Annotated in this window: 11 protein-coding genes; 3 read left to right on the top strand and 8 right to left on the bottom strand. The window is 42.5% G+C overall.

Translation table 11 applies throughout. The features are described from left to right. Positions 1-24: 24 nt before the first annotated feature. The 5 genes from JMX91_RS00585 to JMX91_RS00565 all read right to left on the bottom strand — a co-directional run bounded on the left by JMX91_RS00585 (position 25) and on the right by JMX91_RS00565 (position 6,711). Positions 25-1,020: a glycosyltransferase family 2 protein gene (locus JMX91_RS00585; RefSeq protein ID WP_201547198.1), complete on the bottom strand. Its 996-nt coding sequence runs from the start codon at positions 1,018-1,020 to the stop codon at positions 25-27. Positions 1,021-1,066: 46 nt separating this feature from the next. After that, on the bottom strand, positions 1,067-2,368 hold the full coding sequence (locus JMX91_RS00580; protein ID WP_201547197.1) for a hypothetical protein: 1,302 nt from the start codon (positions 2,366-2,368) through the stop codon (positions 1,067-1,069). Continuing rightward, a complete protein-coding gene (locus tag JMX91_RS00575) occupies positions 2,368-3,672 on the bottom strand; it encodes a glycosyltransferase (RefSeq protein WP_201547196.1) in 1,305 nt (434 codons plus the stop codon). The genes JMX91_RS00580 and JMX91_RS00575 overlap by 1 nt, the downstream gene beginning before the upstream one ends. A gap of 179 nt (positions 3,673-3,851) precedes the next feature. Then, entirely contained in the window at positions 3,852-5,375 is a 1,524-nt protein-coding gene (locus tag JMX91_RS00570; protein WP_201547195.1) for a glycosyltransferase family 2 protein, read from the bottom strand. A 460-nt stretch (positions 5,376-5,835) separates the two neighbouring features. Next, positions 5,836-6,711 (bottom strand): LysR substrate-binding domain-containing protein, encoded by an 876-nt coding sequence (locus JMX91_RS00565; protein WP_201547194.1) that lies wholly within the window; start codon positions 6,709-6,711, stop codon positions 5,836-5,838. A 112-nt stretch (positions 6,712-6,823) separates the two neighbouring features. Here JMX91_RS00565 and JMX91_RS00560 point away from each other — a divergent pair, with 112 nt between their 5' ends. Together JMX91_RS00560 and JMX91_RS00555 are read left to right on the top strand one after the other, a co-directional pair. After that, on the top strand, positions 6,824-7,540 hold the full coding sequence (locus tag JMX91_RS00560) for an SDR family oxidoreductase (protein WP_265089143.1): 717 nt from the start codon (positions 6,824-6,826) through the stop codon (positions 7,538-7,540). Positions 7,541-7,690: 150 nt separating this feature from the next. Continuing rightward, positions 7,691-8,569 carry a DMT family transporter gene (locus JMX91_RS00555; protein WP_201547193.1) on the top strand — a complete coding sequence of 293 codons (879 nt, stop codon included), beginning with the start codon at positions 7,691-7,693 and terminating at the stop codon, positions 8,567-8,569. Between the two features lie 225 nt (positions 8,570-8,794). Here the strand turns inward: JMX91_RS00555 and JMX91_RS00550 are convergent, their stop codons facing one another. Then, positions 8,795-9,715 (bottom strand): homocysteine S-methyltransferase family protein, encoded by a 921-nt coding sequence (locus tag JMX91_RS00550; protein ID WP_201547191.1) that lies wholly within the window; start codon positions 9,713-9,715, stop codon positions 8,795-8,797. 419 nt (positions 9,716-10,134) lie between these two features. On the opposite strand from JMX91_RS00550, the gene JMX91_RS00545 reads away from it, so the two are divergent. After that, complete coding sequence (locus JMX91_RS00545) at positions 10,135-11,091, top strand: hypothetical protein (RefSeq protein ID WP_201547189.1); 957 nt, start codon at positions 10,135-10,137, stop codon at positions 11,089-11,091. Positions 11,092-11,345: 254 nt separating this feature from the next. On the opposite strand, the gene JMX91_RS00540 is transcribed toward JMX91_RS00545, so the two are convergent. Both JMX91_RS00540 and JMX91_RS00535 read right to left on the bottom strand, forming a co-directional pair. Then, the gene (locus JMX91_RS00540) at positions 11,346-12,473 is read right to left on the bottom strand and encodes a zinc-binding dehydrogenase (RefSeq protein WP_201547187.1); all 1,128 of its coding nucleotides are present in this window, start codon (positions 12,471-12,473) and stop codon (positions 11,346-11,348) included. 127 nt (positions 12,474-12,600) lie between these two features. Continuing rightward, on the bottom strand, positions 12,601-13,278 hold the full coding sequence (locus JMX91_RS00535) for a glutathione S-transferase family protein (RefSeq protein ID WP_201547184.1): 678 nt from the start codon (positions 13,276-13,278) through the stop codon (positions 12,601-12,603). Positions 13,279-13,612 lie beyond the last annotated feature (334 nt).

Here is a 13,612-nt window from a genome sequence, read left to right as displayed (position 1 = left end):
TAAACTATGTTTAGCTAGAAGTAGTTAAACATAGGGAGCGTCTGGACAATGAGCACGCTCTATCTCGTTATCGCTAGGCTCTCGTCGTACGGCTATCAGTGATGACTGTTCTTCGGTCCAATCAATCAGATCCATATCGGAAAACTGTGACAACCATCCTGCCATGGGCCAACAGTGCCATTTTTGATAGAAGCGATTGGCATTGACAATGATACTGTCTAAATGGTTGAGTGGTGGCCGGTAGACACTATGCTGCTGATGATAAGCGATATCAGCAGTAAGGTGAAAATCGATACCTAATCGACGTGCTGTAAAGGAAAAATCGGTATCCTCTGCACCATAACCTGTATATTGGGTGTCGAAACCGCCAATTTTATCAAAAGTCTGCCGCTTGATAGCGAAGCATAGGCTCCAAAATGCACCATAGTCATCAGTCTGTTTGATAGCTGTTTGCTTCGTTCCTGCTTGGTTTGAATCAGCTTCATCAAAATTATAACGATAAGGGTTATAGACAGACAGCTCGTCTAAAAGAGAAAAAGGCAAATGATTGGTTTTTAATAGTGCATTTTCTTCTACTGATAATGGTCGCGTTAGATAGCGCGGTTGACCCATCAAAAGCGCATTAGGATATTGCAGAAGCTTCTTATACATTTGCTCAATAAACGTAGGCGCTACGATACAATCAACGTCCAAAAAAATCAGCATATCGTGAGTTGCCTGCAACGCTCCAAGATTGCGATTATGTCCGATATCAAACTCTGTAGTTGTAGTATCGTCACCGTCATTCACAGCTGATTTAACCGTAGTCGGCAACTTCACGATATTTAATGAGAATTCAGCTAACCGATTGGGATCGGCATCGTCATTGACGATAATGACTTCGGCTGGCTTTACACTACTATTTTCTAGACTGCTGAGTAGGTTGTAGAGATGACGATTACGACCATAGCAAGTCGTAATGACGGTCATCGATACAGTATCAGAAGTTGTGCTAGCGTTATTCGTTGGCTGAATGGTCATCGCTTGTCTTTACCTCGCTATCAGGTTGCCTGTTATTTTTAATAAGTCAGTATTTAATTGTTGATTCGGGCATTAAGTTGAGTCGAGGAAGCAACCAGTTTTCAAACCAAAGATTAGTAGTAGGATAATCAGTGGTGCTATGCATAAACGCTTGAGCAGCTATTGGCGTAACTGCGTTGGTTTCCTCAATGCTATCTTCCTCACTGTTATTTTTTTCAATGCTATCAACCGAGGTAGTGGGGTGTTGTTTGCTTCGGTAATGAATTGTTTGGGCAATAGATTCAGATTGACCATCATTGACGCTCATTAAGGTTTTAAACTGCTGCCAATTTAGCGCTTTATTTTGAGCGACTAACGCTTCAGCCATGACCGCTTGTTCATTATGAGGTCTGTCATCAGGCACTACTATGAGCGGCGTATCGTAATGATACGCTTGCGCGACAGCATTTAGGCCACAGGCCATCATTAGATAATCGCTATGGCAAATAAATGGTGTGACGTCATCTACCTCAGCTGAGATATCGACATAACATCGTTTGTCATCGTCTATAGGCCCGAGAGAGACAATTAATGCATTGGGTAGCAGTGAGCGCAACTCCGGTAGTTTTTCGTCAATCGCTTTATGTCCACCATAGCCTTTAATAACGGTGATAATAGGTGTTGTAGTTTCGGACTTGTATGCTAATTGAGCTTCGATAGATGGTAGGTTTGTAGATTTAAGATCAGAAGTTTCATTGTTCACGCTTAATTTTGCCAAAATATCTATAAAGCTCTCATAAGTATATGGCTCAGCTTTTTGAGAGTAGATAAAGTCAAGATAGAGCGTTTTATCACAGACCCACTCAGATGTCTGGGTAGACTCTAATGCTTTAGGATAAGGTGCTAGTAAGGCAAGCGCACCAGCAAATGCACCCAAATGTGGCGCATCATCGCGAATACCAGGAAGCCTAACGTAAAGGTAAGGAATACTTGCCGCACGGCAGAGCATTGCCACCTCGACGCTGACATCGATAATCATCAGATCAATCTTACATTGAAAGATAGTGTCTAATATTTGGTGACTGCGTTTTTGAATGTCGCCATTGCCTACGGGCGAGTAATGTAGGCTGGCTGGTTGCCAATATTCTCCTGCACGACCTGCTAGTATGTCATCTGGGCGTTCATCTTCTGCATTTAAACGTACGATTTGTTGTTCATCAATAGCGGTAAAACGATAGCTATCTATATCTAAGCTCGTAAATACCGTTAATTGCGCTCTTGCGTCATTAGGTAGCAATGCAGCCAGTTTGTCTGCCTGTCGGCAATGTCCTGAGCCGTGATGATGAGCATAATATCCAATACGCATCATTACGATCCCTCAGAAAAGCTAACAAGATCATTATCAGTTTCAATTGGTGCTTGAATGGCCTGATTGAAAAACTGCAGGGAGTCTTTTGTTAAATCAGAGAGCTCATAGCTGTTGATATTGTTGATATAACTTACTGAATTGTCTTCTATTAACGCAGTTCTATTTTTTAACGCTGCTCGGTAAAGTTCCAGATAGCCGTCTACCATGGCTGACACTGAACAAAACTCTAAGGCACGGTCACGGCAGGCTTGGCGTGATATGTTTTTAATCGTAGCAAAGCCATTGATAAAGGCGGCTTTGTCTTTTTTAGGTACGATGACTCCTGTCTCTGGGGTAATAATTTCGGCACTGGCTCCAGCATCAAAACCAATGACTGGTGTGCCACATGCCAAACTCTCAGCCAAGGTCAATCCATATGGCTCATCCCAAGTGCTAGTAAATAGCATGGCAGTTGCTTGGCACAAGTAATTGTTAATCTCGTCCTTGGTGACATGACCTACGTAACTGAATAGTTTGTCATCGCCACTCTTACTGTCTTTAAATAATAAAGGGGCTACTTTTTGATTAAAGTAGTCTTCGTTGCTTTTAGGTCCTGCAATGATAAGTTTCTTCCCAGCTTCCATACAGTACCGCATGGCTAAATGAGTGCCTTTCTCAGGGCAGATACGCCCATACCAAAAATATACCTCGTCATCGCTACCATTAGTATTGCCAAGGGATTCCGTATTGGCAATAAAGGATTCGACGTCGATACCGTTGTATACCACTTGTGAGGGGACAAATTCAGCAAACAACTGCTGTTGATGCTTACTGATCGCTGTAAACTGAGTGGTTGTACCAGAGCGTAGCGTCAAAAGTGCCAAACGTAACTGCGGAAAAATAGGCGTATGAAAAGTGGTAAAAAACCTTTCGCCAAACGCTTGGCCTGTCATCATCGGAATATGATGCAGACTGTGGTTATGTACGATATCAATTTCACCGCGCTCATCACGTTCGATAATATCTCGTAAGGCTATCTGATAAGTGAGATATTGGTACATCTCTTCACGGCCCATGGCGACCGTTTCATGCTCATTATCATAGACCATCTTGTTAAACTCATGACGAGTTAATAACGGCACCAACGTTGCTTTCGTCTCGCTATCTTTATGAGCGTAAAGCAATACCTCATGACCTTGTGCCACCAATTCATCACAAATCAATTGGGTAATCATTTCTAGAGCACCCGCGTAAGGCTGGGCAATGGGGTACAGTGAATGCGCAATAATGGCAATACGTAGTGGTGAATTCGAAGACCTAATCATGTTTTTAAGACCTTTATAGTTATAAGCATCATGGCTATAAGCGTTTTGGTTAGTAGAGTGGCGTATAGGGAACTTAGTATAGAAACGATAAAAGACAATAGAATGACCTTGGTTCAAAATTGGCTTATATAAACCGCTATCTTTATCTTTATAAGTACTAGTTTTATAAGTACTGATTTTTATGAATCGATGGTTTTTTTATCTTTAAATAAAGACGTCGCATAAGATGTCGTGATAGTCGTCTTCTTTTCATGGGCTACTTTTAAAGTCTGTCTCAGAACCTTACTCATACTTGGTATATCTGCTCGAGCATCAGAGAAATTATCTATTGCTACCTTGGCTGCGCTTAGTTTAAGAATACAAACTGCCGCTGCACATATAAATAGTACTGGAGAATAGAGCGGTGAAAATGGCGCTACGACTAGGGCTGTAATGATATTTAGCACCAACAGCAGTTTTGGTAACGCTGCTATATTCTTAAGGAATAATGACTGACGACTTTGGATATAATTTTGTTTTGGCGTACAGACAAAAGGTTTCTCTCGTCCCCATAGCACCGGAAGCCATGACAGTGCGCCAATCTCCCAAAAATTCAAGTGCATCAACCATGCACGTATTTTTCTGCCAAAATGTGACTGATGGCTGTCATCTATTTGTTTGTTAAGAGGCGATTGATCACGGAAATATGCCCACAACCGTCTAAGGATGAAAAAGGCATAACCTGCATAAACCACATATAGAGGGATAAGCATCGACACGTTAGCGTTATTTATTAAAAGCATATCAACCATCACCAGTAATGCGCAGATATGCAAAAAGATAAAGAACCCTGTAAAGTTTACCCAAGCACTCAGCTGAGACAGATGAGCGCGTATATAGGCTAGACGTTCTCTCATACTTTTGGACTGTGAAACATATTGACTTGGAGCGTTGTAGGGGACTGACAAGTAATCCGTGAGCACTTGCATATTGCCGTAGATCCAGCGTCGGCGTTGACATATTAGGTCATCTAGTGTGTTAGGTAATAAGCCTGTGGCAATGACTTCTGGCACAAACTGACTACGAAAACCTTGTCGATGCATAAGCACGCCCATCTGAGCATCTTCAGTGATAGAAGCACCTGACCAGCCTCCTATGCTCAAAAGGTCTGAGCGTCGAATGACTGCGTAAGTACCCGTTGATAAGGCGCGATTGCGATTAAAAGGACGATACAGATGATGATTGAAATAGTGATTCAACTCGCTATGAGCATCCGGCTGTCCTTCATTCTGTCCTTCATTACGATAAAACTGCGGAAACTGAAGTAGGGTATGCTCAGGATATTGGGCGATAGCCTGCATAATAGAGGCTCTAGCATGTGGTAACGCTTGGTAATCACTATCGACCACTACAATGTGACTACAGTCTGGACTCATTAACCCAAGTGCCAAGTTCAAAGCACCCGCTTTAAATCCTTCGACACGATCAATGTGATAAAAATGAACATTCAACTCAGCGTCTAAACTTTGGCAAAATGCTGCTAACGGCTCATATAACGACGTCTCTTTATTATTATTATCGATAATTAATATCTCGTCACACGCTTTTTTTACTGCTAATAACGACTTTATTGTGGCAATAACTAACTCTGGAGGCTCAGCTCGCGTCATCAATTGAAAACTGAGTGCTGCGCTAGTTAGAGCTTCTTGTGTGTTAGCAGTCATGTCTGGTCCTTATGCAGGTACAACAAGTAAAATCGTGTAAGGGGCTGGCGTGCTTGTAAGAAAAGACGGCTCTCTTAATCAGCTGGTTGATACCAATGAATACTAATACAAAATTGAGTAATAATTTAGTCGATAATTGTTTGTGATAAATTAACTGTGTAAGTTGTACGTAATGTGACATAAAAACTTAGTATTTTAATCGCGTAAAAATAGGGCGTTTTTTGATTGAGAAGGGGGTAGGTAACTGTTTTTTATTTTTGAGTTAGGGCAATTAGTGAAAAGATAAAACGAGGATAAAAAAGAAAGAAGGTCTGCATCATTATGCTGAAGCACGACTGTAGTAGGATAGAAAAACACGACTGAAATCGTAGTTAGTTTCAGAAGCTAAAAACGTTAATAAGTTTGAGATTAGATTATTTATATTGACGTTTAACTTAATGCTTAGCTAGCCCTGACTAAATCAAGCCAGTGCTAAATGAGTGACACACCAGTTCCAGACAGCGTCGACAGTTGGTGATGATGACGAACTCTTTTTGCGAACAAGATAATAATCTGGATCGACTGTTAGCGTTGACTCGCTTACCTGCACTAGTCTCCCTGCATTCAAATCCGCTTGTACAAACGCCTGACAAGCAATCGCAACGCCCTGACCCGCTAGCGCTGCATCTAAAGCCAATGCGGTCTGGTTAAATACAGCACCGGCTAGCTTACCTGTAGTACCAAAAAATCGTGGCCAATGATGATGTGAGTCATGGAGCAATGGCATCTCTTGTAGCGCTTCGAGTGATATAGGTAGTTCTCTATTGGCCATTAAGTGAGGGCTAGCCACGGCTACGAGCGTTTGTTTGAACAGCAGCTGAGTATCAAATGCCGAAGGGAATGGTGGACGCGTTAGGCGTACCGCGATATCTACCTGATCACGGTCAAAGTCTGCAATGGATTCGGTCGCCACAGTACGCAGTTCGACATCAGGAATCGCGGCGGTCAACGCGGGCAGGCGAGGCAGTAATAGCTTAGTGGCAAAAGTTGGCGTGACGCTAATCGTAACCGTCTTAGGCTCTTTTAGTAGCTGAGCTGTTGCTTTATCCAAAATCTTAAAAGCGCGAGTGACGTCTGCAAAGTAAATAGAGCCTTGGCTAGTGAGTGCCACACCTCTTGGTAGTCGTTGAAACAAAGGAAAGCCGATATGCTCCTCTAGCATTCTCACTTGCTGAGCCACGGCACCTTGGGTCACAAACAGCTCATCCGCCGCCACCCGAAAGTTAAGATGACGCCCTGCAGCTTCAAATGCGCGTAAAGCATTGAGCGGTGGCAACGTACGATGGTTATCTGACACTTTATTTTCCTAGACGATAGATTTTCTACAGTCTAGCATCTTTTATTATGATGTTAGGAATCTGATTTTATTGGTTATGATAAGTGAAACGATAACTAATGGAGAAAAACAGATGAATAATATTATAACGACAAAAAAAGTGGCGCTTATCACCGCAGGCGGGTCAGGCATGGGTGCTGCCGCTGCTCGTAAACTTGCAGCAGATGATTATCATGTCGCTATTTTATCTTCCTCCGGGAAAGGTGAGGCTTTAGCAAAAGAGTTGGGCGGCATTGGTGTTACTGGCTCCAACCTTGTTAATGAAGATGTGCAGCGCTTGGTTGATTCGGCGATGCAACAGTGGGGACGTATTGATGCGCTTGTAAACTCTGCTGGTCATGGCCCGCGCGCACCTATTTTAGACATCACTGATGAGGATTGGCATAAATGGCTAGAGGTTTACTTTCTTAGTGCGGTACGTGCAATTCGTTTGGTCGCGCCAATCATGGTGGCACAGGGTAGCGGGGCTATCGTCAATATATCTACCTCTTGGGTAACGCAGCCGACTGCGCTTTTTCTTACGTCAACGGCTTTTCGTGCCAGCCTTGGCGCTTTCACCAAGATTTTTTCAGATGATTATGCAGCAAAAGGTGTGCGTATTAATAATGTCTTGCCTGGCTGGATTGATAGCTTGCCTGAAGTTGATGAACGCCGTGAGAGCGTGCCGATGGGACGTTATGGTACCTCTGAAGAAGTCGCCTCAACGATTGCTTTTTTATTATCTGAAGCTGCTGGATACATCACTGGTCAAAGCATACGGGTTGATGGTGGCGTCATTCGCTCTGTTTAACGAGTCAGTCAATACAAGCCTATTGATACAAGATAGTTAATACCAGACTGTTAATACAAGCAATAAAACACTATCGACGCTAACTGTTTGAAAAAAGCAGCTCATCTGTTCATCTGTTCATCTGTTCATCTGTTTATTAAGGCCAATGTTATGTTTCGAGCATATGCTGCACTGGTACTACTTGGTATCATCTGGGGGTCGAATTTTATTTTTATGAAATGGGCGACGGCTCTAATCAGTCCCTCACAAACCGTATTTTTACGCTTGTTATTTGGGTTCTTGCCATTGGTTGCCGTTGCTTGGCACAGCAAAGTAATTACTCGGGCGCAGTTACAGCATTTGCCACACTTTATAGTGATGTCAGTACTCGCCACGTCTTTTTACTATTATGGATTTGTCGCAGGTACGGCGCTATTGCCCAGTAGCATCGCAGGTCTATTAAGTGGTTCAATCCCTATATTTACCTTTTTGGGGGCGGCGCTGTTCTTACCTGAGGAGCGTCCGACCAAGCAAATGGCGATTGGACTTGCGCTAGGATTTGCTGGTATCGCATTAAGTGCGCGACCATGGCAAGGTGCCACTGGTGTCTCTCTCGTTGGCGTTTTGTGGATGTTGGCAGGGTCTTTGAGTGTGGGTGCATCTTTTGTATATGCGCGGCGTTATCTGTCTCCTCTGAGATTGCCACCACTGGCGTTAGCCACTTGGCAAGTGGGATTGGCTGTCATAACGCTTTCGATACTCATCGATTTCGATGGTATAACCCAGCTGTCGACAGATACTAGGGCAATGTGGGGAACGATACTTGGTCTGGGTGCTTTGGGTACTGGCGCTGCTTTTTTGATTTATTATTTTATTATTGAGACGTTAGGGTCAGTGCGGGCTGCTGGTGCTACTTATATTGCCCCAGTCGTTGCTGTCATCATTGGCGCTGTAATTGGAGAGGACATCACCAGCTTAGAAATTATAGCGTTGGTACTGATTTTAAGTGGTGTCCTACTGATACAAACGGGTAGACAGACTTCAAGTTAGCGGGAGAAAGGGTAGGCTGTTAAGAATACAATGCGCATACTTATGACAAGCTAGTCGATAATTTCATTCAGGCCTGTAGCTGCTACTAGAATTTTCGATACGCTTACAGCACTAGCACCATGACCAGAAACATGCCGACCATCAAATAACATTCGATGGTCATCAGCATGATGAACTTAACGATCTAATTATCTTACATTTTTCTATATTCAGATCAGCCTATGTCTAAGCAGTAGCAGTGAAATGTTGGCTTAATTCCTGAATATGCTCAGGACCAATACCGCAGCAGCCGCCGATTAGTGAAGCGCCTTGTGCTTGCCACTTTTGTGCCCAGAGCAAATAGGCAGGCGGGGTCAAATCATCACGCACTTCATTAAGCGTATCATTTGCGGCGGCATTTTTTGGTTGTGGCGGGAAGGCATTGGCATAAGCGCCAAGTTTGATATGCTGCGCTTGTTTTGCTTGTAGGATAGTTTGTGCGACATCTAATGCTTGCTCGATGACATCAGGTTGGCAGCAGTTAAAGAGTATCGCCTCGACATCGAGAGCAGCCATCGTTGCCACAGCTTCCTCGACGGTTTCTCCTGAACGCAGACGTGGTACATCGATATCCATACTGTCTTCTAAAGTAAAAGCTACCCATAGCGGTTTATTGTCTGTATCTAGCGTATTAAGTAGCTCACGAACAGCGATAGACTCGGCGATTAGACTCTGAGTCTCAGCGAGCCAAAAATCGACATACGGGTTTAAACCTTTGATCAGTGGGGTGGCGATATCTTCTACGTGGTCAGCATCAAACAAGTCTGCACGGTAGGAACCAAACAGTGGCGGGATAGAGCCTGCTACTTTGGTTGCTGCGCCCTCTAGCGTCACTGCTGCACGTGCCATTTCACCTGACGCTGCTGCCAAATCTTGTGCTTGCGCCGCAAAACGTTCCTCGCCGATATGAAAAGGTACTAGGGCGTAACTGTTGGTCGTAATGACTGCCGCGCCGCTCTTAATATAAGCACGGTGTACATCACGAACGATCTCTGGCGCTTCTATCATTGCCAGTGCTGACCATTCAGGTTGACGAAACGGTGCACCGCGTTTCGCCAATTCTCGTCCCATGCCACCATCAATAATTGTGGTTGTGTTTATTGGCATAACGAATCCTTCTTTATTGTGAGTAAACAAACCTGTAGAGGTGTTATTGTTAAAAATAGAGTTATTTAAAGGAGCGAAATACTAGGCGTAATAAGCGTCAGATGCAACCACAGGTTTGTTAGTAACATTAATTTATAGCTCTTGGTATTTGATTCCATTATTTGAGTGTAAATATTTCAGGAATACTTAATAACGTATATACAAATTTCTGGTAAACACTAAAAGGCAGGTAGCTATATTTTTATATAGTGTAAATCTATACGAGGCTAGTACTAAATCTCTAGTAATTTACAATCAATTGTTTACAATCGAGTGGTTTAGTGGAACTATTGTACAGTTTCATGCAAGGCATTTTAAGTTGCTGTAAATCATAGCAATAACAAAGAATAAAAATTTAAATATTAATTTGGGAATAACGCATGGATAGAATAATCCGCATACTTCTTAAAGATAAAGGTACATTATTATTATCTTTTATGGTTTTAATAATGACCATGTCTTTTGTGCCTTTACTAATTCCAGGATTGAAAGGAGAGTCATCTGACTTTGTAAGCAATAAGGAGAGTATCTTACTTGCTATAATTGCAATGGTAACTGTTATGGCCCTTGCCATGGTTAAGTTCTTGAGTGGTTCAAGTTTATCTTCTAGTAAAGACATAATATATAAATATGAAATTGAGCATTTACAGGATGTATTAAGGTTGAAGCGGCAAAAGCAAGCTTCCCCCGTAACAGAGGAAGATGAAAAGAAGTTAACTGATAAAATACTTAGTCGTATAAACTCTGAAGCAAATAACGCTTATTTGGAAAAGCTAAAAAGCGAGATAAAAGACTCAGAGTATAGGTTTGATATATTTAAACGCGGGCAGTCTACTTTAGATCGTATTTATAAAGAAATTGATGCGTTAGGACGCCGCGGTACTATTAACTTAGTGTTAGGAGTTATTACAGCTTTATCGGGAGTCATAGCTCTATCCTTTTTCGTATTAGCGAAAGAAGGAACGCATAATTCTTTGGGGGATTTTGTAATGGAGTTTTTACCACGTTTATCAATTGTCTTAATTATTGAAGTTTTTTCATATTTCTTCTTAAGACTGTATAAATCGAGTCTAGCTGAGATAAAATATTTCCAAAATGAAGCCACAAATATCGAACATAACTTTGTAGCTTTGGAAGTAGCAATTTCAATTGACGATAAAACATTGCTTGAAAAATGTATCTACACATTCCTAGAAGTAGAAAGAAACCCTGTTATAAGTAGGGATCAAACTACTCGAGAGATTATTCAAGAAACTGCTGATATTCAAAATATGCCCGTATCTCCTGATTATTTAATCAAAATCATTGAAGCGGTAAAAGCAGGTAAAAATGAATAAAAATCTATTACAAAACATAAGAATCAGTTGGCCGTTAATTACTCCTTGCAAGTTATAGCCGACAAATTCACTGCCTCTTAATAAATATTAAACCATACAGAGAAATGACATGCTCTTAAATGTATTTCTTAGTGGAGTAACTTAAGAATTCGTGGAACCTTTCTCTATAATCAGTATGTATTCTAAGGATAGAAAAAAGCAGACATCCTAGAATATCTGCTTTTTTTATTTCTATATTATGCTTCAAACAATTATTAAGCTTGAGGCTTGATCAAGTACTTCTCACCAGTCGCCTGTTTGCCATAAGCGGCGATTGATTTTAACTGTAGCGCTTCTTCTAGGGTCACTTCATGCGTATAGCTGCTCGCAAAGGTGGTGGTGATTTCTTCTGCCACGCGTTTGCGCATGGACTGAACCGTTTCACTACCAAGTTTGCCAAGTGCATTGAACAATAAGAATCCATTCACACCCCACGCAAAACCAAAGTTACGGTTTAAGGTGATCGGACCACGGTCTAAGGCGCCATAAATATAAGCTTGTTTAAAGGTATTTGAGCCATAGACGCTGTATTCTTCTACGTCACGAGTGATAGCTGCTTCCATACAGTTTAGAATATCGCTGGTGAGCTTACCGCCACCGATAGGGTCAAAAGAAATCGTAGCGCCTGTTTCAGTAATCGCGGCGGTCAAATCAGCAAGGAACGTCTCGCTGCTTGAGTTCACCACATATTTTGCGCCCATATCGCGCAATAGCTCTTCTTGCGAGTCTTTACGGACGATATTCACCAAATCAACACCGTCTGCCATACAGATACGGTTTAGCATTTGACCAAGGCTAGAAGCGGCTGCTGCATGTACGATGGCTTTGTGGCCTTCAGCGCGCATGGTTTCGACCATTGCCAGTGAGGTGAGCGGGTTTACAAAAGACGATGCGGCCTCGGTAGCTGTCGTGCCGTCTTGCATTTCTATGCAGCTTCTTACATTGACACAGTGGTATTGACGATATGTACCGCCACCAATCACCGCAACCATTTTGCCCATGAGTGCTTGTGCGGCTTCTGATGAGCCTGCGGCGATGACGGTACCAGCGCCTTCATTGCCGACAGGGGTGTCTTTATTTACCCGCGTTTTGAGTGATGGCATGAATTTCGCAGGCACATCAGCGGTAATGATCGGGCTGTCATCAGTGCCTGATTGTACAGCGGTTGACATATCAGCGGCGCTGAACATCACACCAAAGTCAGAGGGGTTCAATGGCATGGCTTCCATGCGAACGACAACTTCGTCAGCACCGGGTTGGGGCATCTCGATGTCTTTTAAAGACAGGGTTAATTTGTTGTCATCACTGATGGTTGAAACCAGTTGTTTGTTTTTATCGGTCATAAGATTTGCTCCTGCGAATAGTTGGATTTTTAGACCAATCCCTTTACGGCATTGGTCGTTCTTTAGGTTATTTAGCTTTAGTAATTTTCTTAATGTGGCTCATTTTTAGTAGCCACATTGCCACAGGTTATTTAGTGTTTGCGGCTTGGATTAGAGCTTTAACGTGTTGCATAAACTCAGGCATGTTTGCTTGACTGTCTGCCTGAACACTTTTTGCAATGTCGGTTTCACTCATGGCTTTGTTCCATTCTTTCATACCGTCCACTTCTGCCAGTACATCCCACTCAAGCTGAGTCGCGCCAAAAGCGTTGACAATAGTGTTGACGTGATGCACATAGATGTCAGCCATGGTGAATTGCTCGCCTGCAATCCAAGGCGAAAATTTACATAAGCGATTCATAGCAATAATACCGCGGCCCAATACTTGACGAACTTCCTCTTTGATTGCGTTAGGTGCTTGAGTACCAGAAAATACATACGGAATCAGTCGACGGCTTGGTAGTTCAAAGTAAAGCTCTGCTATTTTCATAATCTGACGTACAGTCGCGCGTTCTGCTGCATCGGCAGGATATAGTGGCTTTTCAGGATATGTTTCTTCCAAAAAATCACAAATCACATTGGATTCCGACAGATTAAAACCGTCAGGCATGGTGATTGCAGGTACTTTACCCACTGGACTGACGGTCAGTAGATCATCACTACCAGCGTACAAAAGGTCCTCTTGGAACGGAATGCCCTTATATAAAAGAGCGTGTTTTACTATGTTGTAATAGTTGCTTGCAGCAAAGCCGTGCAAAGTAATCATAAGTCATTCTTCCATTGTTGACGTAAAAGTTATTTTTAATCGTGTTTTCATTGCAACGTTTAGGGCGTGTTTGATATTCACAAATAGGCACTGCTGATTGCTAAAACGGTTCTAGACAAGGCGTAAAACGACGGTAATGCTCGTGCCTTAACTAGATTTACAACACAGTATGGGGCAGTTTTAGCATCAGCTCCAATATAAACAGAAGGAGACAGGACTATTTTTTGCCACTTCATTGTTAAAACATAGACGCTTAGAATGACTAAACTTACTATTTTTAACGTCGAACTGTCTAAAAAATAGTCTCTGTCAGTGCCATGGTCGAATATCAAGC

Source organism: Psychrobacter sp. Pi2-1 (assembly GCF_904846645.1).
GTDB lineage: Bacteria > Pseudomonadota > Gammaproteobacteria > Pseudomonadales > Moraxellaceae > Psychrobacter.
This window is presented reverse-complemented; position numbering and strand designations above follow the sequence as displayed.